Genomic DNA, 21058 nt, shown 5'->3' with positions numbered 1-21058 from the left:
TCCGGTTACACCCTGATAAGGCGATCTTATGAAACAAAAAGTGGTTAGCATTGGTGATATCAACGTAGCAAACGACCTGCCGTTCGTGCTGTTTGGTGGAATGAACGTGCTGGAGTCCCGCGATCTTGCGATGCGTATCTGCGAACATTATGTGACCGTCACGCAAAAGCTGGGCATTCCGTATGTGTTCAAAGCCTCTTTTGATAAAGCCAACCGTTCTTCCATCCACTCCTATCGTGGGCCAGGACTGGAAGAAGGGATGAAGATTTTCCAGGAGCTGAAGCAGACTTTCGGCGTGAAAATCATCACCGACGTTCACGAAGCCAGCCAGGCGCAGCCGGTGGCCGACGTGGTTGACGTGATCCAGCTGCCAGCGTTCCTCGCGCGTCAGACTGACCTGGTGGAAGCGATGGCTAAAACTGGCGCTGTCATCAACGTCAAGAAACCGCAATTCGTCAGCCCGGGCCAGATGGGCAACATCGTTGATAAATTCATCGAAGGCGGGAACGACAAAGTGATCCTGTGCGATCGCGGCGCTAACTTCGGCTACGACAACCTGGTCGTTGATATGCTCGGCTTCGGCGTAATGAAGAAAGCGTCCAACAACTCGCCGGTCATCTTTGACGTGACCCACGCCCTGCAGTGCCGCGACCCGTTTGGCGCTGCCTCAGGCGGCCGCCGCGCTCAGGTGACGGAACTGGCTCGCGCCGGGATGGCGGTGGGTATCGCCGGACTGTTCATTGAAGCGCACCCGGATCCGGACCACGCGAAATGTGATGGCCCGTCCGCGCTGCCGCTGGCTAAACTGGAACCGTTCCTGAAGCAAATGAAAGCTATCGACGATCTGGTGAAAAGCTTCGACGAGCTGGATACCAGCAACTAAGTTTCGCTGAGCAGTAAAAAAGCCTGCCGGTTTCGCCACCGACAGGCTTTTTTTTGGGCTTTATTGCTGATTACCCGGTCAGGCAAATATCGTCATCAGGTAGGCGGCGAACAGCGCCAGATGCGCCGCGCCGTTGAGGACATTGGTGCGCCCGGTTGAGAACGAGATATGGCACAGCACCAGCGACGCCACCATCACCACCATTTCCGGCGCTCCCAAACCGAAGCGGAGTTCATTGCCGGTAAGGAAGGCGATAAGCGTGACGACAGGCACCGTCAGGGAAATCGTCGCCAGCACCGAACCAAAGAAGAGATTCATTGCGCGCTGCACCTGATTATTCAGCACCGCTTTCAGTGCGCCGAGTCCTTCCGGGGAGAGGATCAGCAGCGCCACCAGGAAACCGGTAAAGGCTACCGGCGCGTTCATGCTGGTCAACAGCGTTTCCAGCGGATTAGCGTTCATTTTGGTAACGGCGATAACCGCAACCAGGTGTACCAGTAACCAGGCTGTGTGCCAGCCGCTACTGTGCGCCGATGGCTTACCGTGATGCGGGTCGTCATCATCGCTGTCATCTTCATGCTCGTACACAAACAGGCTCTGGTGCGTTTTGGTCTGAATGAGCAGGAATACGCCGTACATGGCGGCGGAAATCAGCGCCACCAGCAGCGCCTGGCCAGTGCTGAAATTGGCGCCCGGCAGCGCCATAGGGAATACCAGTACGATAATCGCCAGCGGGAAGAGGGCGATCAGGTACTGCTTGATACCAAACAAATTCATATACTGCGTGGCGAATTTACGCCCGCCCAGCAGTAAAGAGAAGCCGACCAAACCGCCGGTGACGATCATAATGATTGAATATAACGTATCGCGCATTAGCGTTGGCGCGGCGTCGCCGGTCGCCATTAATGCGGAAATCAGGCTCACTTCAAGAATGACCACTGACAGGCTCAAAATTAATGAACCATAGGGCTCACCGAGACGGTGAGCAAGAACGTCGGCATGGCGAACCACGCTAAATGCGCTACTCAGAATCCCGACTAGCGCCAGAATATTAATCGCAACGACCACTGGTAGTGATTGACTGCTTCCCCAGAGAAACAGCACCACCAGTGCTAAAACCGGAAAAACGAGGGAGGTCTCCTTGTGGCGGGTCTTAACCGCCTCATGTGCATGTGTCATGAACCATCTCCATTTATGCAGGTGTTATAATTATAGATAACGTAAGTTGATAAAATAACAGACATTGATAGGTTTAATTTGTATTTTTACTTAAATTTACCACTCTTGCATAAGAAATGCGTTGGTCTGCTAAAAAAAGCTGTTACGTATGTTTTATATATATTTTTCAGATGATTACTAAAATTCATTTCTCAATATTCCTGCCATTTGCCAACCTGGCAATTGTGTTCCAGACTTAGCTTTTACCCTGATTCTGGAGGTCATTATGCCTTACCGTAGTAAACAAGAACTTCCCGATAGCGTTCAGCACGTCTTGCCGGAACACGCGCAGGAAATTTATAAAGAAGCTTTCAATAGCGCATGGGACCAATATAAAGACAAAGCCGACCGTCGCGATGATGCCAGCCGTGAGGAGACGGCGCATAAAGTCGCCTGGGCGGCGGTGAAAAATGATTATCAAAAAGGCGATGACGACAAATGGCATAAGAAAAAGTAATCACTTTTGCGATCTAATTTTTTGTCAGCCCCCTTGTCAACGCTCCGTTAATTGCTTATTGAGTAATAAAGCTGGATAATAATTCAGCAATATTCACGGATGGCACAGATTATCGCCGGGAAGCAGGCAGTGGCGGAGGTAGTAGAAAGTGTTAACTCGTGATTTCTTAATGAATGCGGATTGTAAGACGGCGTTTGGCGCGATTGAGGAATCGCTGCTGTGGTCGGCGGAGCAGCGGGCGGCCTCGTTGGCGGCGACTCTGGCCTGTCGTCCGGACAACGGTTCGGTGTGGATTTTTGGCTACGGTTCGTTGATGTGGAACCCGGCGCTGGAATACAGCGAATCCTGCACCGGTACGCTGCCGGGTTGGCATCGCGCGTTTTGCCTGCGCCTGACCGCCGGTCGCGGCAGCGCGCATCAGCCGGGCAGGATGCTGGCGTTGAAGGAAGGCGGGCGTACCACCGGAGTGGCCTATCGTCTGCCGGATGAGACGCTGGAGCAAGAGCTGACGCTACTGTGGAAGCGAGAAATGATCACCGGCTGCTATTTGCCAACCTGGTGCCGTCTTGAGCTCGACGATGGGCGCACGGTGAATGCGCTGGTGTTTATTATGGATCCGCGCCACCCGCTGTATGAATCCGATACCAGCGCACAAACCATCGCGCCGCTAATTGCCCGCGCCAGCGGGCCGCTTGGCACCAATGCCCAGTATCTCTTTTCGTTGGATCAGGAATTACGCAAGCTTGGCATGCGCGATGCCAGTCTTGACGATCTGATTATCCAGGTGCGACATCTGGTCGGCGAGGCGAGCCAACCCGGGCTCGCATAAAAACGCCCGGTCCGCCGGGCGTGGAGATTCAGGCTGGAACGTAGCTAATGGAGTGCTCCAGCGACTGGCTATGGCTATCGATCAGCACGTTCCAGGTGCCGCTGTAGGGCACGGTGAGATAAGCGCTATCCCTGTCCTGCACGCTAAAAATATCGGCGTGGCTGTCGCCGGCGGCCTTGGCGCTCATTAAGTGAATATGACAGCGCTCCGAACAGCGCACCACCAGCGTATCACCGCCGAATAACGTTAAACTTGCTTTTACCATTGCCATTTTCATAACCCCGTTTCTGTCTCTGAATACATCAACCCGCGCGTGATATTGTTCACACTTTGCTCGTTGCATAACACCAAAGGGGGAGCGCGTGGATGATGATTTCGATCAACAAAATGGATAACGATTAAACAAAAATGACAATCTTCCTGAAAGCGTTCAGGTGGCGTACTTTTGCATCAGCAATAGCCGCCAGCCTGACATTTAATCCTGTTAATGGCGATTAATTCAGAAGGTCAGCACTTTATCCGCCGCCAGCGTCCACTGCGCCAGCTCGACCAGCGTTCCCACTTCCACGCCATCTACTAATGGCAAATGGGTGATCCCGCGTCCGTCCGTACAGGTCTTGCAGAGTTTTACCGGCACATTCTGCGCGGTGAGGATCTCAAGCATCTGCTGGATGTTATAGCCTTCCGCCGGTTTCTGTCCGCGAAGCCCGGCGGTCACCGCATCGGACATTAAAAACAGCTTCAGATCGAGGTCTGACTCCTGCTCGCGCAGGGCGATAGCCAGGCGCAGGCTATTAAACAGAGATTCGCTGCCGTAGGCGGCGCCGTTGGCGACAATCACAATACGTTGCATAAAGACTCCTTTTATCAGGCACGGTTATTGCTTAGCTTTACCTAAAGACGTAATTCGGGAGAGGGTATGAATAATACGACCGGCATGACGCCTGAAGCAATCGGCTGGTTTCATTATGCGCGCCAACTACAAAAACAGCAGCTCCGCAAGCTAACGCAGCAAGGGGCGCTGGCGAGCGAAATAAGTGGGTTGGTTCATATGCTGCAGTGCGAGCGCGGCGTCTCCAATATGTGGCTCTCTTCCGATGGCCGCTTGTATGACGCCGAACGCCGGGCTGGCGGGGCGCTGGTGGACGCGCGCTTAAGCGCTTTTTATGCTGCGCTGCAACCGGCGCGGGAATCCGCCAGTAGCGCGCTCTGTTGGCGAATAGCCAGCGCGGTGTGGTATCTGGCGCAGCTTCCGGCGCTGCGAGCGGCGGTGCAAGGCCGCGCGGTGGACGCTCAGGAGGCCACTCAGCGCTTTAGCCGTATTATTCGCCATTTATTGAATATTGTGCCGCAGTTGAATGACAGCATAGACGATCCGCAGATCGCCGGGCGCATGGTCGCCCTGTACAGCTTTATGCAGGGTAAAGAGCTGGCCGGCCAGGAGCGCGCGCTGGGAGCGTTGGGCTTCGCGCGCGGCCAATTTAACGGCGAGCTCCGTCAGCAGTTGGTTGACCGCATTGACGGTCAGCAGCCCTGTTTTGACAGCTTTCAGGCACTTTCCGGTCTGCCGCGGGCGCTTGAGCTGATGCAGGGTTGCGAAGCCGGGCGCGAGATTGAGCAACTGCGGCGCATCGCCTGTACCCGCCAGCCCTCGGCGGACGAAGGGGCCGCGGCGCAGCGCTGGTTTAGCCTGCAAACTGAACGGCTCGAGCAGATGCGCGCTCTGGAGGAGGCGTTGATTGCCGATCTGCTCAGCGCGACCCGGCAACTGCTCGAACGTGGAGAAGATGATATGCCGCCGCTGCAATGGCCTGAAGAAGAGTGCGGCGAAAGCCTGACTTTGCGCCTGGATAAGCAGCTGCTGCCGCTGGTCCGCCAGCAGGCGTGGGAACTTGAGCAACTCTCCGGCCAACTGGCCTCGCTGCAAGCCGCGTTTGAGGAGCGCAAGATTATAGATAAAGCGAAAGCGCTGCTGATGAGCCATCAGGGAATGCAGGAAGAACAGGCCTGGCAGGCGTTGCGTAAAATGGCGATGGATAAGAACCAGCGGATGGTCGAAATCGCCCGCGCGCTGCTGACGGTGAAAGCTCTGCTGCCGGACTCATCGTCAAATTGAATGCACAATCAGCGGGCAGGCATTGCCTGACGATGGTGCAATAGTTGACGCGGAGAGCGGTAAAACAACGTCTGGCGTGCAATAACACAAATTGGCATCCGCTTTGCATTACTGAACTTGAGTGAATCAACAATTTGAGACAACGGACCAACGGCGGTCTGAAGGTCTCTGGATAAAGGCGTCCTGCGGTGCGAAAGCACTGCCGGGCGCTTTTTTTTTGCGCGTTCTGGAGCGGCTATGGGCGATAAAGTTTTCATTTCACGACGGCGCTTTTTGCAGGCCGGGGCGGCGCTGAGCGGCGCTATGCTGCTGCCCGGCGTGATGCAGGCGGCGTGGGCGGCGGGTTCCGATAAGCCGGAGTTGGCCACCGTGCGGGTCGGATTCATCCCGCTAACCGACTGCGCGCCGCTGGCGATTGCGGCATTGAAAGGATTCGATAAAAAGTATGGCATCAGCCTGCAGCCAAGTAAGGAAGCTAGTTGGGCGGCGGTGCGCGATAAGCTGGTCGCCGGCGAACTCGATGCGGCGCATATCCTCTACGGCATGCTGTATGGCCTTGAGCTTGGTATTGCCGGCAAACCGCAGCAGATGGCCAACCTGATGACCCTGAACCGCAACGGTCAGGCGATCACCCTCTCTAGTGACCTACAGGCGCAAGGCGTGAGCGATAGTCATGGGCTCAAGCGGCTGATCGACCAAAAAGCGCCGGGCAGCTACACCTTCGCCCACACCTTTCCTACCGGCACCCATGCGATGTGGCTCTATTACTGGCTGGCGAACGCCGGTATCGACCCCTTCGCCGATGTGCGCATGGTGGTCGTGCCGCCGCCGCAAATGGTGATGAACATGCGCATCGGCAATATGGTTGGCTTCTGCGTTGGCGAACCCTGGAACGCGCGAGCGATCAACGATCGCATTGGTTTTACGGCGGCAACCAGCCAGCAAATCTGGGCGGATCATCCGGAAAAAATCCTCGGCGCGCGCAGCGATTGGGTGGCGCGCTATCCAAATACCGCAAGGGCGCTGGTGGCGGCGCTGCTGGAGGCCCAGCGCTGGATTGAAGCGTCTGCCGACAACACCCGCGAAACCGCGCGGATCCTCGCCAGACGGGCGTGGCTCAACACCAAAGAACAGTACCTTAGCGGGCGCATGCTTGGCGAATACGACAATGGCATCGGCAAACGCTGGCGCGACGCTCATCCCATGCGCTTCTTCCAGCAGGGGGAAGCCAGTTATCCGTGGCTCTCCGACGGCATGTGGTTCTTAACCCAATTCCGCCGCTGGGGCCTGCTGAAAAACGCGCCGGATTACCAGGCGGTAGCGCAGCGTATCAACCGCATCGACCTGTGGAAAGAGGCGGCGCAGGCCGTGGGCGGTATTACTGCGCCAACGCAAACGCTACGCAGCAGCACGCTGCTGGACGGCAAAGTGTGGAACGGCGTCGACCCGGAAGGGTACGCCGCCAGTTTCGCTATTCAACATAAGGGGACATGAGATGAAACCAGCCATTAACACGCAGCCGCGCACGCAGACCTCACCCGCGCCGGGCGAAATCATTGTCCTGCCGCCGCTGCAGGTGCGCAAAGCTACGCCGTCCGCCAGTCGCTGGCTGAACGCCGCGCTGCAACGTCTGCTGCCGCCGCTACTGGGCCTGGGTCTGCTGCTGCTCGGCTGGCAGCTGGCGGCGCTTGGTACGAAAGGCTTCCCGACGCCGCTGAGCACCCTGGATTCGGCGCTGACGCTGTTTTCCGACCCGTTCTACCGCGACGGACCGAACGACATGGGCATCGGCTGGAACGTGCTGGCTTCGCTGCAACGGGTCGCGGTGGGCTTTGGTTTGGCGGCGCTGGCCGGTATTCCGCTGGGCTTTCTTATCGGCCGCTCGCTGTTCTTTGCGCGAATGTTTAACCCGCTCATCGCGCTGCTGCGCCCGGTGAGTCCGCTGGCGTGGTTACCGATTGGCCTGCTGCTGTTTCAGAAGGCGGAACCGGCTTCCAGCTGGACCATTTTTATCTGCTCTATCTGGCCGATGGTCATTAACACCGCGGAAGGCGTCAGGCGTATCCCGCAGGACTATCTCAATGTGGCTCGCGTGCTGCAGCTGTCGGAATGGACGGTGATGCGCAAAATCCTCTTTCCGGCAGTGCTGCCCGCGGTATTAACCGGCGTGCGGCTGTCGATAGGCATTGCCTGGCTGGTGATCGTCGCCGCCGAGATGCTGACCGGTGGGTTGGGTATTGGGTTTTGGATCTGGAATGAATGGAACAACCTCAATGTGGAAAACATCATCATCGCCATCGTCATTATCGGCGTCGTCGGCCTGCTGCTCGAACAGGGGCTCATATTGCTCGCCCGCCGCTTCAGCTGGCAGGAAAAATAAGGAGTCGCTATGAAACCATTAATTCAGGTGCAGGCCGTCAGTCAACGCTTTAACACCGCCAGCAGCGAGTTCCTGGCGCTGCAAAACGTCTCTTTTGATATTCACGAAGGGGAAACCATCAGCCTGATTGGCCACTCCGGATGCGGCAAATCCACGCTGTTGAATCTGATTGCCGGGATTACCCAGCCCACTGAGGGCGGGCTGCTATGCGATAACCGTGAAATTTCCGGGCCGGGGCCTGAACGGGCGGTGGTGTTCCAGAACCATTCGCTGCTGCCATGGCTGAGCTGCTTTGACAACGTGGCGCTGGCGGTGGATCAGGTGTTTCGCCGTACCATGAGCAAGGCAGAGCGCCGGGAGTGGATCGAACACAATTTACAGCGAGTACAGATGGGGCACGCGCTGCACAAACGGCCGGGGGAGATCTCCGGCGGTATGAAACAGCGGGTTGGCATCGCGCGCGCGCTGGCGATGAAGCCAAAAGTGTTACTGCTTGATGAGCCTTTTGGCGCGCTGGACGCGCTCACCAGAGCCCATCTGCAGGACGCAGTAATGCACATCCAGCAGGAACTGAACACCACCATTGTCGTGATCACCCATGACGTCGATGAAGCGGTGCTGCTTTCCGACCGGGTGTTAATGATGACCAATGGACCGGCCGCGACGATCGGCGAGATCCTTGACGTTAATCTGCCGCGTCCGCGTAACCGGGTCCAGCTGGCGGAAGATAACCACTACCACCACCTGCGTCAGCAGATCCTCCATTTCCTCTACGAAAAGCAGCCGAAAGCGGCCTAAGGCGGAATGATGCGGCGACTGGTAATTATCGGCAACGGTATGGCGGCAACCCGGCTGGCAGAGAAGCTGGCGGCGCGCGCGCAGGGGCGTTTCATCATCACGCTTATCGGCGATGAACCGCAGCCGGCCTACAACCGCATTCAGCTCTCGCCGGTACTCGGCGGGGAAAAAACGGCGTCGCAAATCCAACTGCTGCCGACGGAGTGGTACGCCCAGCATGGTGTCCGCGTGCGGCTTGGCGAGGCGGTCAGCGAAGTGGATGTCGCGGGGCGGAGGCTGCGCGTCGGCGGCGACTGGCTGGAATGGGATGAACTGGTGTTCGCCACCGGGTCGCAGCCGTTTATCCCGTCGCTGCCGGGTATTGAGCGCCCGCAGGTATTCGCCTTTCGCACCCTGGCGGATGTTAAAGACATTCTGGCAATCCCCGGCCCGGCGGTGGTAATCGGCGGTGGCGTATTGGGCGTGGAGGTCGCGGCGGCGCTGCGCCGTCACGGTGGGGAAGTGACGCTACTCCATCGCGGTAGCGGTTTGATGGAGCCGCTTACCGATGCTTTTGCCGCGGAACAGTTAAAACAACAGCTTGAGGCACGCGGCATCCACTGCGAGCTGGAGAGCCGAATTGCCGCTATTGTCGAGCAGCATGTGCGGCTGGAGGACGGGCGCGCTTTTGCCGCCAGCCGGGTGGTGTTGGCCACCGGCGTGCGGCCGGATATCCGTCTGGCGGCGCGCAGCGGCATAGCCTGCCAGCGGGGGATTATCGTCGACCGCCGGATGGCGACCTCACTGCCGGGGATCAGCGCTATCGGCGAGTGTTGTGAGATTGACGGCCAAACCTGGGGGCTGGTGGCTCCCTGCTTGCGCCAGGCCGATGTGTTAGTTGAACGCCTGTGCGGGGCTCCCGGCGAAGAATTCAGCTGGCAGGACGGCGGCACCCGGCTGAAGGTCACCGGTATCGAGTTTTTTAGCGCCGGCGAACAGCGGGCCGGCGAGCAGGACCAGATCTACAGCAGTTGGGACCCCATCGATCGCCACTACCGTCGCCTGCTGATCCGCGATGGCCGGCTGCACGGCGTGCTGCTGCTGGGCGACTGCCAGCAGGCGGCGCCGCTTACCGCGCTGCTCGGCAGCGATAGGTCCCCTTCAGCGGAGTGGCTTTTTGACCCTTCTATAACGCAGCCGCGGGCTGCAGGAAAAATGACGATGACTAAACCTGTATTAGTGCTGGTCGGACACGGCATGGTCGGCCACCATTTTCTTGAGCAATGCGTGAGCCGGAACCTGCACCAGCAGTACCGTATCGTGGTTTTTGGCGAAGAGCGCTATGCCGCCTATGACCGGGTTCATCTCTCGGAATATTTCGCCGGGCGCAGCGCAGAGTCGCTATCGCTGGTAGAGGGAGACTTTTTTAGCCAGTACGGGATTGAGCTGCGGCTAGGGGAGACGATCGCGGAAATCGATCGTCCGGCGCGAATCGTGCGCGATGCCCACGGCCATGAAACCCATTGGGATAAGCTGGTGCTGGCGACCGGCTCCTATCCCTTCGTGCCGCCAATCCCCGGTAACGATGAAGAAGGCTGCTTCGTCTATCGTACGCTTGACGATCTTGACCGCATTGCCGCCCGCGCCGCCACTGCGCAGAGCGGGGTGGTCATCGGAGGCGGGCTGTTGGGGCTGGAAGCCGCTAACGCGTTAAAACAGTTGGGGCTTAAGACCCATGTGGTGGAGTTCGCCGCCAACCTGATGGCGGTGCAGTTGGATAACGGCGGCGCGGCGATGCTGCGGGAGAAAATTCTCGATCTGGAGGTTGGCGTGCACACCAGCAAAGCGACGACCGCGATAGTGCGCACCGCCGAGGGGCTGCAGCTTAACTTTGCCGATGGCGATACGCTGCAGACCGATATGGTGGTCTTTTCCGCCGGGATCCGCCCGCAGGATGCGCTGGCGCGCGGCGCAGGCCTGGCAATCGGCGAACGCGGCGGTATCGGTATCGATGACCACTGCCGGACCTCGGACGCAGATATATTGGCGATTGGCGAATGCGCGCTGTGGGACAACAAAATTTATGGCCTGGTGGCGCCGGGCTATCACATGGCGCGCACCGCAGCGGCGCAGTTGGCTGGCGAAGCGGCCCGCTTTAGCGGCGCCGATATGAGCACCAAACTCAAACTGCTCGGCGTGGATGTGGCGTCGTTTGGCGATGCTCACGGACGTACAGCTGGTTGCCAGAGCTATCAATGGACCGATGGTCCGCGGCAGATCTACAAAAAGATCGTTGTTAGCGCTGATGGCAAAACGCTGCTGGGCGGCGTACTGGTGGGCGATGCCGGTGACTACGCGACGCTGTTGCAGATGATGCTGAACGGCATGGCGCTACCGTCTCGTCCGGAAAGTCTGATCCTCCCCGCGATGGATGGGGCCACGACGAAAGCGCTGGGCGTGGCGGCGCTGCCGGATAGCGCGCAGATTTGCTCTTGCCATAACGTCAGTAAGGGGGACATTTGCCAGGCGGTCAGCGCCGGAGCGGGCGATATGGCGGCGATAAAAAGCTGTACTAAAGCGGCGACCGGCTGCGGGGGCTGTAGCGCGCTGGTCAAACAGGTGATGGAACACCAGCTTGCCGGGCAGGGCGTCGAGGTTAAAAAAGATATCTGCGAGCATTTTCCGTGGTCGCGGCAGGAGATCTATCATCTGGTACGAGTCAACCACATCCATACCTTCGATCAGCTCATTAGCCGTTACGGGCAGGGCCACGGCTGTGAAGTGTGTAAACCGCTGGTGGCGTCGGTACTGGCCTCCTGCTGGAATGAGTATCTGCTGAAACCGGCGCATCTGCCGCTGCAGGACACCAACGATCGCTACTTCGCCAATATTCAGAAAGACGGCACTTACTCGGTGGTGCCGCGGATGGCCGCAGGCGAAGTGACACCGGATGGGCTTATCGCTATTGGCCAGATCGCCAAACGTTACCAGCTGTACAGTAAAGTGACAGGAGGACAGCGTATCGACCTGTTTGGCGCGCGGCTGGAGCAACTGCCGGACATCTGGCGCGAACTGGCGGCGGCGGGATTTGAAACCGGACACGCCTATGGCAAATCATTACGCACGGTAAAATCCTGCGTCGGCTCGACCTGGTGCCGCTATGGGGTTCAGGATTCAACGGGGCTGGCGGTAAGGCTTGAACATCGTTACAAGGGGCTGCGCGCGCCGCACAAAATCAAAATGGCGGTCTCGGGCTGTACCCGCGAATGTGCCGAAGCGCAAGGTAAAGACATCGGGGTTATTGCGACTGAAAAGGGCTGGAATCTATACGTCTGCGGCAACGGCGGGATGAAACCGCGCCATGCGGACCTCTTTGCGAGCGACCTTGACGACGCCAGCCTAATCCGTACCGTCGATCGGTTGTTGATGTTTTATATTCGCACCGCTGACCGCCTGCAGCGCACCAGTAGCTGGATGGATAACCTTGAAGGCGGCGTGGCGTATCTACGTGAGGTGATCTTGCACGATAGTCTCGGTATCGGCGATGAGCTGGAGCAGGAGATGGCGCGGGTGGTGGATAGCTACCAGTGCGAATGGCAGACCACCCTGAACGATCCACAGCGGCTGGCGCTATTCCGTTCCTACGTTAACAGCGATGAGGCTGATGAGGCGGTGCAGCGGCAAATCCTGCGCGGTCAGCCGCAGTTGGTGGCGCCGCAAGGGCTTGGGCAACCGGCCCTGCCGTCGCGGCCGTGGCAGGCGATCTGCGATCTGGACGCGATCCCGCCGCAGGCGGGGATCGGCGCGCGCCTCGGCGAGCGGCAAATTGCGCTGTTCCGCTTCGGCGAGCAAGTTTATGCGCTGGATAACCAGGAACCCGGCAGCGAGGCCAACGTGTTATCGCGCGGCATTTTAGGCGACGCGGGCGGCGAGCCGATCGTTATTTCGCCGCTGTATAAACAGCGGATTCGCTTGCGAGATGGTCGCTTGTACGACAGCGGCGAGCCGTCGGTGCGCGCGTGGCCGGTGAAGATTGAACAGGGCAAAGTGTGGGTCGGCAACCAGGCATTGCTGCTGCGCGCGGAGGCGAGCTGATGAGCGAAACCCGAACCACCTGTCCATACTGCGGCGTCGGCTGCGGGGTTATCGCCCGCGTTGAACCCAGCGGAACCGTCACGATTCGCGGCGATGAAAACCATCCTGCCAACTTTGGCCGCTTGTGCGTAAAAGGGGCGGCGCTTGGGGAAACGACCTCGCTTACCGGGCGATTATTACATCCTGAAGTCGATGGCCGGGCGGTCGGCTGGCCGCAGGCGCTGGCGGAGGCGGGTTCACGTCTGCGCGACATTATTGAGCGCTACGGCCCGCAGGCGGTCGCGTTTTACGCCTCAGGCCAGCTGTTAACTGAGGATTATTACGCCGCCAACAAGCTGATGAAGGGCTTTATCGGCGCCGCCAATATCGATACGAATTCGCGGTTATGTATGTCATCGGCGGTCACCGGCTATAAGCGGGCGTTCGGCGCGGACGTCGTGCCGTGCAGCTATGAAGATGTCGAGCAAAGCGATCTGGTGGTGCTGGTGGGCTCCAACGCCGCCTGGGCGCATCCGATTCTCTATCAGAGGTTGGCGCAGGCGAAACGCGATAATCCGCGGTTGCGGATCGTGGTGGTGGATCCGCGACGCACCGCGACCTGCGATATTGCCGACGATCATCTGGCCTTGGCGCCCGGTAGCGATGGCGGGCTATTTGTCGGCCTGCTTAATGCCATTGCCGCCAGCGGTGAAATGGCGGCGGGTTTTCGCGACCAGCGGCAGGCGCTGACCATCGCCGCGCAATGGAGCGTGGAAAAAGCGGCCGCTTTCTGCGGCCTGCCGCCGGAGCAGGTGGCTCGCTTTTATCGTGATTTTATCGCTGCGCCTCGCGCCATCACGCTGTACACCATGGGAATTAATCAGTCCGCCAGCGGCAGCGATAAGTGCAACGCGATTATCAATGTCCATCTTGCCAGCGGGAAGTTTGCCCGCCGCGGCTGCGGGCCGTTTTCGCTGACCGGTCAACCCAACGCCATGGGTGGGCGTGAAGTGGGGGGATTGGCGACGATGCTGGCGGCGCATATGAATTTTGAGCCGCAGGATCTGCAGCGATTAGCGCGCTTTTGGGGCAGCGAGCGACTGGCGCAGACGCCGGGGCTAACCGCCGTCGAACTCTTCGCCGCGATTGGACGCGGCGAGGTCAAAGCGGTGTGGATTATGGGGACCAATCCGGTGGTCTCACTGCCCGATAGCCACGCGGTGAGTCAGGCGCTGTCCAGGTGTCCGCTGGTGATGGTCTCCGATGTCGCCGCCAATACTGATACCGGTCGCTTTGCCCATATCCGCTTTCCGGCGCTGGCATGGGGCGAAAAAAACGGTACCGTGACTAACTCGGAGCGGCGAATTTCGCGTCAGCGGGCTTTTTTGCCGCCGCCGGGGGAGGCGAAAGCCGACTGGTGGATCATTTCCCGTCTCGCCGCCGAATTAGGTTATGCCCGGGCTTTTTCATGGCAACATCCGCATGAGGTGTTTTGTGAACACGCGGCGCTCTCAGGGTTTGAAAATGACGGTCAGCGGGCGTTTGATATTGGCGGGCTGGCGGACCTCAGCCGGGAGGCGTGGGATGCCCTGGCGCCGGTGCGCTGGCCGGTGAGCCGCAGCGCCGCGCCCTGGCGGTTAACGGAGGGCTGGCACGGCGACGGCAGGTTGCGGATGGTGCCGGTGTCGCCGCAGCCGACCCGGGCGCGGACCGAGGCATTTTATCCATTGATCCTCAATAGCGGACGTATTCGCGATCAGTGGCATACCATGACCCGCACCGGCGACATACCGCGGTTGATGCAGCATATTGCCGAACCGGTCGTCGAGGTGGCGCCTGCCGATGCTCGTCGCTTTGAATTACGTGAGGGAGAACTGGCTCGCGTCTGGTCGCGCCACGGCGTGATAATTGCAAAGGTGATAGTTAGCGAAGGGCAGCGCGCCGGTTCGCTCTTTGTGCCGATGCACTGGAATAATCAGTTTGCCCGCCAGGGACGGGTCAATAATTTACTGGCGGCGGTCACCGATCCGCATTCCGGGCAGCCGGAGAGCAAGCAGTCGGCGGTGGCGATAGCGCCGTGGCGGCCGGCGTGGCAAGGGGAGCTATTATCTCGCGAGCCCTTGCAGTTGCCATCCTCGCTGCACTGGCGGCGGCGGGCGGCGGTAGGGATCAGCCATTTGTCGCTGGCCGCGGATACCGGCCCGCAAAGCTGGCTGACCGAGTGGTGTCGCAAACAGGGATGGCAGTTGCAAATTGCCGAGGGCGGTGGGCTGTGGAACCTACTGGCCTGGCACGACGGACAATTGATGCTCGGCTGCTGGAGCGATATTAAGCCGCCGCAAATCGATGCTGAATGGCTGTATACGGCGTTCCGGACGCCGCCGCAGACCGCCGGGCTACGCCATGCGTTGCTCAGCGGCCGTAAGGGCGGCGACAGCGCGCCGCGTGGGCAGACTATCTGCAGTTGCTTTAGTATCGGTGAGCGGCAGATAGGCGAGGCGGTTGCCGGCGGTTGCGTCAGCGTAGAGGCGCTTGGCGCGAAGCTCAAGTGCGGCACCAACTGTGGTTCCTGTATTCCGGAACTCAAAGCGCTGCTGGCGGCAAATCAAACTCGAACGCCGGTTGGATGATAGGGGAAAGCAAACGCCAACCGGTTTCAGTTTATTCCTGGAATGGCCCACAGGGCTGCGGGGAAGGGCAAAAAACGATAAACTAACGTGATGTTGTTATTCCCCGTGAGCTTACGTTAATCCGTTTGATGCCTTTGCCGTACCGCTTAACCCCATCACTGACGTTTCTCCTGCTGCTGACAGGCGCTCCCGCCTGGGCGCTGATTGCCAACGATAGCAGTATGCCGCCGCAAACTACGCTGCCTGATTTAGGGATAGCGCCGCAGGTCGACGACGATGCCAAACATTTCGCCGAGATGGCCAAGAAATTCGGCGAAGCCAGCATGAGCGATAACGGACTCACCACCGGCGAGCAGGCGCGAATGTTCGCCATAGGCAAAATCGGCAATGAGTTCAGCCATCATCTGGAAAACTGGCTGTCGCCGTGGGGGAATGCCAATATCGACCTGTTGGTGGATAAAGAGGGTAACTTCACCGGCAGCAAGGGGAGCTGGTTTGTGCCGCTGCAGGACAATGAACGTTACCTCACCTGGAATCAATATTCGGTTACCCGGCGCGAGAACGATCTGGTGGGCAATGTTGGGCTCGGCCAGCGCTGGCGTGTCGGTGGCTGGCTGCTGGGCTATAACTCCTTTTACGACAAAGTGCTCAGCGAGAGTCTGGCGCGCGGCAGTATCGGCGCGGAAGCCTGGGGCGAGTACTTGCGCTTATCGGCCAACTATTACCACCCACTTGGCGACTGGCAGTTGCGGGAAAACCAGACTCAGGAACAGCGGATGGCCGTCGGCTATGACGTCACTGCCCAGGCGCGATTGCCGTTTTATCAGCACATCAATACCAGCGTCAGCGTTGAACAGTATTTCGGCGATAGTGTCGATCTGTTTCATTCCGGTACCGGATATCACAATCCGGTGGCGGTTTCGGTGGGACTGAATTACACCCCGGTACCGCTGGTGACGGTCACCGCTAAACACAAACAGGGTGAAAATGGCGTCAGCCAGAATAATGTCGGCCTGAAGCTGAATTATCGTTTTGGGGTACCGCTGAAACAGCAACTGGCGGCGGATGAAGTGGCTATCAGCAACTCGCTACGCGGCAGCCGCTACGATAGCCCGGAACGCGATAATCTGCCGGTAGTGGAGTATCGACAGCGTAAGAATCTGACGGTCTATCTGGCGACGCCGCCGTGGGATTTGCACTCAGGCGAAACGGTACAGCTGAAGCTGCAAATTAATAGCCTGCACGGCATTAAATCACTGCATTGGCAGGGGGACACTCAGGCGCTAAGCCTGACGCCGCCGGTTAATGCCAACAGTGCGGATGGCTGGAGCATCATTATGCCGGTTTGGAACAGCGAGCCGGGCGCGGTGAATCGCTGGCGTCTGTCGGTGGTGGTTGAAGATAAATCGGGTCAGCGCGTCTCTTCCAATGAGATCGCACTGGCGCTGACCGAGCCGCTGGTGACGTTTACGGCTCCCGACGTTTCCTGGACGGAATCGCCTTAGAAGATCCGTTCCTGGTGAACCCAGACGGCGGCTTCAACCCGTGATTTCAGCTTCATTTTCTTCAGCATGTGTTTCACGTGCACTTTAACGGTGCTTTCGGTGATATCCAGGCGGCGGGCAATCATTTTGTTCGGCAGGCCCTGGGCAATCAGCTTCAGGATATCGCGCTCGCGCGGGGTCAGCTGGCTGATGTCGCGGTCGGACGTGGCGCGATTAGCGCGCAGGCTGGCGGCCAGTACCGGGGTTAACGCTTCGCTTAATACCATTTCGCCTGCAGCGGCCTGCTGCAGCGCTTTCAGCAGATCTTCTGGTTCCATATCTTTCAACAGGTAGCCGTCGGCGCCGCGTTTCAGGGCGGTCACTACGTCCTCTTCATGATTGGAGACGCTGAATACCACTACGCGGCCGGAGAGCGATTTTTCCCGCAGCTTGTCGAGCGTTTCGAGGCCGTTCATGCCCGGCATATTAAGGTCCAGTAGAATCAGGTCCGGATCCAGCGATTCCGCCAGTTCGATACCTTGTTCGCCATTACTGGCTTCGCCGATAACCTGAATGTCCGGCGCCATGCTAACCAGTTGCTTTACGCCAGTGCGCAGCATGGGATGATCATCAATGAGAAGGATGGTTGCCCGTTCCTGTTGACTCATAGGGGTCTCCTTATTGGATTGAAAACGATTTTTCCGGGATAAACGTCACCACGACTTCGGTACCGCCGGTCTCCCGGCGGCGCACCTGACAGTCGCCGCGCAAGCTTTGCGCGCGATCCCGCATAATAATTAAACCGTAATGGTTACTTCGCTCCGCGTTTTCCGGTACCCCGCGGCCGTTATCGGCAACGACTAAACGTACCTGATTATCGCGTTGTGACACGGTCACGGTGACTTCCGTCGCGTTGGCATGCTTCAACGCATTGCTTAACGCCTCGCGGGCGATCTGCAGCAGGTGAATCGCCTGATGCGACGGGACAAAACGCGGCGGCAACTGATAATCCAGTTGTACCGTGAAACCAAAGTGCGCGCTGTACTCCTGACAGCTGTCCTCCAGCGCCGGGCGCAGACCCGCCTCGGTAAGCTGCAGACGGAAGGTGGTTAACAGCTCCCTTAACTGCGCCCATGAGGTGTTGAGTTCGTTGCGGATCTGCCCCAACAGCAGCCGGCTTTCATCCGGCAGGCTATCGCCCTGCATCTGCAGACAGCTCACCTGCATCTTCATGCACGAGAGTGACTGGGCGATAGAGTCGTGAAGCTCGCGGGCGATGGTCGCACGCTCTTCCATCACGATGAGCTGCTGCTGTTTTTCCTGATGGCGATCCAGCGCCAGGGTGCTGGTCAACTGCTCCACCAGCGTATCCACCAGTTGCTGTTGGTCATGGCTGAGATGGCGGCCAACCGGCAGCGTTGCCAGCAGAATTCCATATTGATTATGCGCGTCTGAAAGTCGCCATTTCAACGTCGTGCCGCCATCCGGCAGCGGGGGAAGATCGCGCGGACACAGATAGCAGCCTTTATCATCGCACTCGATATCGGAGTGGCAGGCAAACTCCTGATGATTGTCTTCATCCTCAAGGTCATAAACCCGCACTTCAATATCACGTAGCAACGTCAGCCCTTGCAGACCGTTCAGCACCGGTGAGATGCGCTCACACAGCGGAGCGCTGGAGTGTAACCGACGGTTGGCCTGCCATAAAAAGGCCAGGATTTCGTTTTTCTGCTCGAGCCCGGCAGTCTTTTCCTGTACCCGTCGTTCAAGCACGGCGTAGCTTTCCGCCAGCTCTTCCGACATGTTATTCAACGCCATGCCGAGGGTCGCCATTTCGTTGCGCCCGCTAATGTGCGCGCGCTGGGTAAAGTCGCGCTGGCTGACCGCCCGCGCCATACCCAGTAACTGTTTCCACGGTCGCAGCAGACGGGCGCGTAGCCAGATGATGGTAAAGATCAGCAGCAGCGCCATGCCAACGGCGAGGATCCGGTGGATCCAGACCACGCGCTCGATACGTTGTTCGGTGGTGTGGTCGAAGGCGGTCACCAATTGGTCAATACGGTCGACAAAATCGGCGACATCCTGTGCCACGTCGCTTTGCCTGACAGCCTGTTTCATACCTGGTCCCAGCGACAACTGCCAATATTGCTGTAGCGCTTTCAGCTGGACTTCCTGGCCGTCACGACGCGCGGAGTATTGCAACTCCGGGCTGAAAACGGTAGAGGTCATATCGTTAAACAGTTTTTGATCGTTGTCCGTTAGCGGAATAGCCGCCAGCAGGCGGTAGCTCTGCATACGCAACGAGCCGGCCTTGTTAATGGCGTGGGCGCTGCCCTGCACCCCATGCACCAGGCGGGCGGATATCGCCATGCCGGCCACGCCGATGATGGTGGCGAGCAGCACGATTAACGCCAGCTGATTAACCAACGTGAGCGGCGTAAAAAGACGTTTTAACATGGAATGGGTGGCTCCTGATGGGTCATCTCTCCGGGAGTGGCGCTTATTCTCAGCTATCCCCTGGAGTATACCCATACCCCTAAGGTATTACTCCTTAATTGTCGGTGGTAGACGCCGTGGTGGGAGGGATAACCAGAAACCCGGCAGTCGCGTGAAAAACCACACTTTTTTTCTCATAATTATCTACTCACTTCGGAGCATTATTTATTTTTGCACAAAATGGCCCGCGCTTTTCCTTTGATTTATATCAACTTACAGCCTTGAGCAACCCCTAAGGTAGCATCAGGAAATATGAATAATCAGAGGTATCTATGAGTCACTCTTCAATCCCGGAGAAGGCTAACAGCTCAGTCATCACCGACTGGCGTCCTGAAGATCCTGAGTTTTGGCAACAGCGCGGCCACCGTGTGGCGAGCCGTAATTTGTGGATCTCCGTTCCCTGCCTTTTACTGGCGTTCTGCGTCTGGATGTTGTTCAGCGCCGTCGCCGTGAATCTTAATAAAGTTGGCTTTCAGTTTACTACCGATCAGCTGTTTATGCTGACCGCGCTCCCGGCCCTTTCCGGCGCATTGCTGCGCGTACCTTATGCCTTTATGGTCCCGCTGTTCGGCGGCCGCCGCTGGACGGCCTTTAGTACCGGCATCATGATTATTCCGTGCGTATGGCTGGGCTTCGCGGTACAGGATACCTCTACGCCGTTTAGCGTGTTCGTGATTATCTCTCTGCTGTGCGGCTTTGCCGGCGCTAACTTTGCATCCAGTATGGCGAACATCAGCTTCTTCTTCCCGAAAGAGAAGCAGGGCGGCGCGCTGGGTGTTAACGGTGGGCTTGGCAACATGGGCGTCAGCGTGATGCAGCTGGTTGCGCCGCTGGTGGTCTCGCTCTCTATCTTTGCCGTATTTGGCGGAAGCGGTAGCGAGCAACCGGATGGCTCAATGCTGTATCTGGAAAACGCCGCATGGATCTGGGTGCCTTTCCTGATTATCTTTACCCTGGCAGCGTGGTTCTTTATGAACGACCTGTCGGCCTCGAAAGCGTCACTGAGCGAACAGTTGCCGGTACTTAAACGCCTGCATCTGTGGATTATGGCGCTGCTGTATCTGGCGACCTTCGGATCCTTCATCGGTTTCTCCGCCGGGTTTGCGATGCTGTCTAAAACCCAGTTCCCGGACGTGCAGATCCTGCACTATGCCTTCTTCGGTCCGTTTATTGGCGCGCTGGCGCGCTCGATGGGCGGCGCGATTTCCGACCGTCTCGGCGGGACCCGCGTGACGCTGGTGAACTTCGTGGTGATGGCGGTTTTCTGCGCGTTACTGTTCCTGACTCTGCCGACCAACGGTCAGGGCGGCAACTTCATCGCCTTCTTCGCGGTATTTATGGTGCTGTTCCTGACCGCCGGACTGGGCAGCGCCTCCACCTTCCAGATGATTTCCGTTATTTTCCGTAAGCTTACGATGGATCGCGTGAAAGCGCAGGGTGGTAGCGAAGCGCAGGCGATGCGTGAAGCGGCAACGGATACCGCCGCGGCGCTGGGCTTTATTTCGGCGATTGGCGCGATTGGTGGTTTCTTTATTCCGAAAGCATTTGGTATTTCGCTGGATCTGACCGGCTCGCCGGCCGGGGCAATGAAAGTCTTCCTCGTGTTCTATATTGCCTGCGTAGTGATCACATGGGCGGTATACGGCCGTAAACAGAAATAAGTCTTTTCTTAACGGTAAGTGACAGGGCGCGCCACAGGGTGCGCCCTTTTTAT

Annotated in this window: 16 protein-coding genes; 11 read left to right on the top strand and 5 right to left on the bottom strand. The window is 58.3% G+C overall.

What is annotated here, in order from left to right; translation table 11 throughout:
• Positions 1–28: 28 nt before the first annotated feature.
• Entirely contained in the window at positions 29–883 is an 855-nt protein-coding gene (kdsA, locus tag PGR79_RS18625; RefSeq protein WP_015367105.1) for a 3-deoxy-8-phosphooctulonate synthase, read from the top strand.
• A 78-nt stretch (positions 884–961) separates the two neighbouring features.
• On the opposite strand, the gene chaA is transcribed toward kdsA, so the two are convergent.
• The gene (chaA, locus tag PGR79_RS18620) at positions 962–2062 is read right to left on the bottom strand and encodes a sodium-potassium/proton antiporter ChaA (protein ID WP_015367104.1); all 1101 of its coding nucleotides are present in this window, start codon (positions 2060–2062) and stop codon (positions 962–964) included.
• Positions 2063–2327: 265 nt separating this feature from the next.
• Here chaA and chaB point away from each other — a divergent pair, with 265 nt between their 5' ends.
• Positions 2328–2558 carry a putative cation transport regulator ChaB gene (gene chaB / locus PGR79_RS18615; protein WP_015367102.1) on the top strand — a complete coding sequence of 77 codons (231 nt, stop codon included), beginning with the start codon at positions 2328–2330 and terminating at the stop codon, positions 2556–2558.
• 148 nt (positions 2559–2706) lie between these two features.
• Positions 2707–3387, top strand: a complete 681-nt coding sequence (locus PGR79_RS18610; RefSeq protein ID WP_015705085.1) for a gamma-glutamylcyclotransferase — start codon at positions 2707–2709, stop codon at positions 3385–3387.
• A gap of 28 nt (positions 3388–3415) precedes the next feature.
• Here the strand turns inward: PGR79_RS18610 and PGR79_RS18605 are convergent, their stop codons facing one another.
• Positions 3416–3658: a DUF1883 domain-containing protein gene (locus tag PGR79_RS18605; RefSeq protein WP_015705086.1), complete on the bottom strand. Its 243-nt coding sequence runs from the start codon at positions 3656–3658 to the stop codon at positions 3416–3418.
• Positions 3659–3886: 228 nt separating this feature from the next.
• Complete coding sequence (locus PGR79_RS18600) at positions 3887–4240, bottom strand: DsrE/DsrF/TusD sulfur relay family protein (RefSeq protein ID WP_015367099.1); 354 nt, start codon at positions 4238–4240, stop codon at positions 3887–3889.
• 66 nt (positions 4241–4306) lie between these two features.
• Here PGR79_RS18600 and nasR point away from each other — a divergent pair, with 66 nt between their 5' ends.
• The 7 genes from nasR to PGR79_RS18565 all read left to right on the top strand — a co-directional run bounded on the left by nasR (position 4307) and on the right by PGR79_RS18565 (position 16869).
• Positions 4307–5503 carry a nitrate regulatory protein NasR gene (gene nasR / locus PGR79_RS18595; protein ID WP_430922250.1) on the top strand — a complete coding sequence of 399 codons (1197 nt, stop codon included), beginning with the start codon at positions 4307–4309 and terminating at the stop codon, positions 5501–5503.
• Between the two features lie 237 nt (positions 5504–5740).
• Positions 5741–6997: a CmpA/NrtA family ABC transporter substrate-binding protein gene (locus PGR79_RS18590; RefSeq protein WP_430922248.1), complete on the top strand. Its 1257-nt coding sequence runs from the start codon at positions 5741–5743 to the stop codon at positions 6995–6997.
• A gap of 1 nt (position 6998) precedes the next feature.
• Complete coding sequence (gene ntrB / locus PGR79_RS18585) at positions 6999–7883, top strand: nitrate ABC transporter permease (RefSeq protein ID WP_087857956.1); 885 nt, start codon at positions 6999–7001, stop codon at positions 7881–7883.
• 9 nt (positions 7884–7892) lie between these two features.
• Entirely contained in the window at positions 7893–8681 is a 789-nt protein-coding gene (locus tag PGR79_RS18580; RefSeq protein WP_113374170.1) for an ABC transporter ATP-binding protein, read from the top strand.
• A 6-nt stretch (positions 8682–8687) separates the two neighbouring features.
• Entirely contained in the window at positions 8688–12755 is a 4068-nt protein-coding gene (gene nirB, locus PGR79_RS18575; RefSeq protein ID WP_162750198.1) for a nitrite reductase large subunit NirB, read from the top strand.
• On the top strand, positions 12755–15364 hold the full coding sequence (locus PGR79_RS18570; RefSeq protein ID WP_113374168.1) for a nitrate reductase: 2610 nt from the start codon (positions 12755–12757) through the stop codon (positions 15362–15364). Before nirB ends, PGR79_RS18570 begins: the two co-directional genes overlap by 1 nt.
• A 128-nt stretch (positions 15365–15492) precedes the next feature.
• Complete coding sequence (locus PGR79_RS18565; RefSeq protein ID WP_213316721.1) at positions 15493–16869, top strand: YchO/YchP family invasin; 1377 nt, start codon at positions 15493–15495, stop codon at positions 16867–16869.
• Here the strand turns inward: PGR79_RS18565 and narL are convergent.
• Both narL and narX read right to left on the bottom strand, forming a co-directional pair.
• Positions 16866–17516 carry a two-component system response regulator NarL gene (gene narL, locus PGR79_RS18560; RefSeq protein WP_015705094.1) on the bottom strand — a complete coding sequence of 217 codons (651 nt, stop codon included), beginning with the start codon at positions 17514–17516 and terminating at the stop codon, positions 16866–16868. The two genes, PGR79_RS18565 and narL, sit on opposite strands and share 4 nt — an antisense overlap.
• A 10-nt stretch (positions 17517–17526) precedes the next feature.
• Positions 17527–19305, bottom strand: a complete 1779-nt coding sequence (gene narX, locus PGR79_RS18555; RefSeq protein ID WP_430922245.1) for a nitrate/nitrite two-component system sensor histidine kinase NarX — start codon at positions 19303–19305, stop codon at positions 17527–17529.
• A 311-nt stretch (positions 19306–19616) separates the two neighbouring features.
• On the opposite strand from narX, the gene PGR79_RS18550 reads away from it, so the two are divergent.
• Positions 19617–21005 carry a NarK family nitrate/nitrite MFS transporter gene (locus PGR79_RS18550; RefSeq protein ID WP_045375160.1) on the top strand — a complete coding sequence of 463 codons (1389 nt, stop codon included), beginning with the start codon at positions 19617–19619 and terminating at the stop codon, positions 21003–21005.
• Positions 21006–21058: the final 53 nt, after the last annotated feature.

The organism is Klebsiella sp. 141161 (assembly GCF_050600815.1).
GTDB lineage: Bacteria > Pseudomonadota > Gammaproteobacteria > Enterobacterales > Enterobacteriaceae > Klebsiella > Klebsiella aerogenes.
The sequence above is the reverse complement of the archived record's forward strand: the minus strand, read 5'-3'. Positions and strand labels throughout refer to the sequence as shown.